Origin of the sequence: Flavobacterium sp., assembly GCF_043780635.1 — a bacterium.
Lineage (GTDB): Bacteria > Bacteroidota > Bacteroidia > Flavobacteriales > Flavobacteriaceae > Flavobacterium.
Genome location: NZ_JAYWCK010000054.1, coordinates 1 through 3,746, shown reverse-complemented (window position 1 = coordinate 3,746; position 3,746 = coordinate 1). Strand labels below are relative to the sequence as shown.

The window sequence follows — 3,746 nt, the reverse complement described above, 5'->3', positions numbered from 1 at the left end:
ATTGGCGGTTTAGCGACTTCAAGATACTGAATTTCAGTATCTTGACCAATATTTATTCAATTTATTTTACTTTAAATAATTGCACCCAACGGGTTATTTTAAAATAAACCATCCTATTTATCTTGTTCATTTGCCCTTTTTTTTTGTTAAAAAATATTTCAATAGCAAAAACTATTGGAAGATTTTTTGCCTTGAAAAAGAACAAACTAACGTCGGTAAATTTGGACGCTTTATTTCAAAACAGTAACTAAAATATTTATTATTGAAAAAAGGGTGTAACAAATGAAACATTTATTAAATTTGTTCGACTAACCTTTTTACAATGTGCAAAAATAGGGTATTTTAAAATATGGCGAAAGTAAAATATTATTACGATTCCGAAAATCTAGCATATCGAAAAATAATCACAAAAACGAGAAAGAAAATTGGAGTTGTTTTGTTGTTTTTAGTGGCTTCGGCATTGTTTGGATTTTTGAGTTTTGTGGTTTTATTGAATACACCAGATTTTGAAACTCCAAAAAATAAATTACAGGCACGTGAAATTGAAAATTTGAAATTGAGTTATTCTATTTTGAATAAGAAAATGGACCAAGTTGAAGAAGTAATTGATTTTATTGAAGATCGAGATAATAATTTATATAGAGTATATTTTAATGCATCGCCCATTCCTGAAGAGGAAAGAAAAGCAGGTTACAAAGAAGTTCATCGATATGCTGCATTAGAAGGATACGACAATTCACAGTTGGTAATCAATACTACAAAACGAATTGATGTGCTTCAAAAAGCTCTGGCCATTCAGTCTAAATCATTGGATGATATTTTAAAAATGGCGAAGGCAAAAGATAAATTATTGGCAGCAATTCCGGCTATTCAACCAGTTAGAAATGAGAATTTAAAAAGTATGGTTTCTGGTTTTGGGTATCGCACGGATCCATTTACCAAAGCAAGAAAAATGCACGAAGGAATGGATTTTACTGCAAAAACAGGTACCCCTGTTTATGCAACTGGAGATGGTGTTGTGGAAAGAGCAGATAATACGGCTTCAGGATATGGGAATCATATCGTGATTCGACACGGTTTTGGATATGAAACCTTATATGCGCATTTAAGCAGATACAAATGCAGAGCCGGTCAACGCATCAATCGTGGTGACATTATTGGTTATGTGGGAAGTACGGGAAGATCTGAAGGACCACATTGCCATTATGAAGTTCATAAAAACGGAAAAGTGGTGAATCCGCTCAATTTTTATTACGGAAATATTTCGGCGGTGGAATATGTTGCCATTGCAAAATTAGCTAATCAAGAAAACCAATCCTTTGACTAATGCACATAGAATTACAACCTGATAAAAGATATTACAGTATTGGCGAAATAGCCAAAGCTTTTGACGTGAATGCTTCGCTTATTCGCTTTTGGGATAGTGAATTTGATATTTTAAAGCCAAAGAAAAATGCCAAAGGCAATCGAATGTTTACGCCCGAAGATGTCAAAAACCTTCAATTAATTTATCATTTGGTAAAAGAAAGAGGTTTTACGCTCGAAGGTGCTAGAACGCATTTGAAAGAAGGACAAAAGAAAACTTTGGATAAATTTGAAATTATCAGAAAACTGGAAACCATAAAAGTTCAGTTGACGAATATTAAGAATGAATTGTAGATTACCGATTTTTAAATAGAAACTAAACACTAAACTTTAAATTAAACAAAAATGGATTTTAAAAAATTTTTACCTTGGATTATTGTAGCTGTATTTGTCATTGGAATTTATAGCTGGGTTAAAGGAATTAATAATACTGCGGTGACCTTAAGTCAAACCGTTGAGCAAACTTGGGGTGATGTTCAAACGTCTTACCAAAGAAGAAATGACCTTATCGGGAACTTGGTAAATACTGTAAAAGGCGCTGCTGATTTTGAAAAAAGCACATTGACTGCCGTAATTGAAGCTAGAGCCAAAGCCACTTCAATCACAGTGGATCCAAAAAATATTACACCAGAACAATTAGCCCAATTCAATCAAGCGCAAAGCGGCGTGAGCAGTTCTTTGTCAAGATTATTGGTAACCGTGGAGCAATATCCTGAATTGAAAGCCAATGCCAATTTCTTGAAATTACAGGACGAATTAGCAAGTACCGAAAACCAAATTTTAACAGCCAGAACTCGTTTTAACGAAGCGGTTAAACCTTACAACACCCACATCAAAACATTCCCAAATTCAATGTTTGCCGGTATGTTTGGATTTAAAGAAAAAGCTTATTTCCAATCAGTGGCTGGTGCTGAAAAACCTGTCGAAGTAAAATTCTAATTCAAAATAAATGTCAAAAGTTGAAGATTTTTTAACCAAAGAAGAAGAACAAGAAATTGTTGAGGCTATTCGTATGGCTGAAAAAGAAACTTCTGGCGAGATTAGAGTTCACATAGAAAAAACAACTTCCAAAGTACCTTTTGACAGGGCTTTGGAAGTTTTTCATTTATTGAAAATGGATGAAACCCAACTCAAAAACGGTGTTTTAATTTATCTGGCAATAATGGACAAAGCTTTCGTGATTTGCGGAGATAAAGGAATTGATGATTTAGTATCTGATGATTTTTGGGTTTCCACAAAAGAAGCGATGGCAGCACAATTCAAAACCGGAAATTTCAAGCAAGGTTTGATTGACGGCATAACTAAAGCCGGCGAACAATTGCAGAAATACTTTCCGTTTGAAGAAGGTGATACAAATGAATTATCAAACGAAATATCTAAAGGATAATGAAAACTAAACAGATGGCAGATGGCAGATGGCAGGTAGCTAGTTTCCATATAATATTAGTAGCTTTTCTTCTAATCACACAAATCAGTTTTGCACAGTTTACAATACCTGAAAAACCAAGTTTACAAACTTCGGTTTATGATTATGCCAATGTTTTAAGTGCAAGTGAAAAAGCCCAATTAGAAGAAAAACTAATTCGATATTCTGATTCAACCACAACTCAAATTGTCATTATCACCATCGAAAGTCTGAAAGGTGAAGATGTCAGCCTTTTAGCCACAAAATGGGGACAGACTTGGGGAATTGGAGGTACAGAAAAAGAGGACAATGGAGTCGTTATTTTGGTTGCCAAAGACGAAAGGAAAATCGCCATCAACCCTGGTTACGGTCTCGAAGATCGATTGACAGCTGGAATTGGAGGAGAAATAATCCGGAATATCATCATTCCTGAATTCAAAGCCGGAAGTTACTACAATGGTCTAGACAAAGGCGCCGACGCTCTTTTTGATGTTTTCAAAGGCAAATATAAAGGGGAACGTAAACAAAATAAAGGAAAAAATTTTCCTGTTTTACCAATCATAATTATTGTAATTGTCATTATTGTCCTAATTTCCAGAAACAAAAACAGCGGCGGAAATTCAGGTAATTCTGGCGGCGGGCCTAGTTTGCTTGATGTGATTATCTTGAGCAGTTTAGGTCGAAACAGCGGAGGTGGAGGTTTTGGCGGCGGAGGTTTCGGCGGTGGTTCATCTGGCGGAGGCGGAGGCTTCGGTGGTGGCTTTGGCGGAGGCGGATTCTCTGGCGGAGGAAGTAGTGGAGGTTGGTAGAACCAGATTGCAGTTTGCAAATTTCAGGTTCAGAGTGTAGAAAAAATAATAAAAAGAGTTTCAAAAAATTGAGGGCACTGAAAAACATTGCTTATTTTGATTAGCGTTGTTTTCAGACAATAAAAAAGTACTTGTAACAGGATTTTAAAATCCTGTTACAAGCACTT

5 protein-coding genes are annotated in these 3,746 nt (G+C 35.4%); all 5 read left to right on the top strand.

What is annotated here, in order from left to right; genetic code table 11:
- Positions 1 to 349: 349 nt before the first annotated feature.
- The 5 genes from ACH2BV_RS05205 to ACH2BV_RS05185 are packed head-to-tail and all read left to right on the top strand — an operon-like array spanning position 350 to position 3,579.
- Positions 350 to 1,327, top strand: a complete 978-nt coding sequence (locus ACH2BV_RS05205) for a M23 family metallopeptidase (RefSeq protein WP_395049665.1) — start codon at positions 350 to 352, stop codon at positions 1,325 to 1,327.
- Positions 1,327 to 1,659, top strand: coding sequence for a MerR family transcriptional regulator (locus ACH2BV_RS05200; protein WP_395049664.1), 333 nt, complete (start codon positions 1,327 to 1,329; stop codon positions 1,657 to 1,659). The genes ACH2BV_RS05205 and ACH2BV_RS05200 overlap by 1 nt, the downstream gene beginning before the upstream one ends.
- A 51-nt stretch (positions 1,660 to 1,710) precedes the next feature.
- A complete protein-coding gene (locus ACH2BV_RS05195; protein WP_395049663.1) occupies positions 1,711 to 2,304 on the top strand; it encodes a LemA family protein in 594 nt (197 codons plus the stop codon).
- Between the two features lie 10 nt (positions 2,305 to 2,314).
- Entirely contained in the window at positions 2,315 to 2,752 is a 438-nt protein-coding gene (locus tag ACH2BV_RS05190; RefSeq protein WP_395049662.1) for a TPM domain-containing protein, read from the top strand.
- Positions 2,752 to 3,579, top strand: coding sequence for a TPM domain-containing protein (locus ACH2BV_RS05185; protein WP_395049661.1), 828 nt, complete (start codon positions 2,752 to 2,754; stop codon positions 3,577 to 3,579). The genes ACH2BV_RS05190 and ACH2BV_RS05185 overlap by 1 nt, the downstream gene beginning before the upstream one ends.
- Positions 3,580 to 3,746 lie beyond the last annotated feature (167 nt).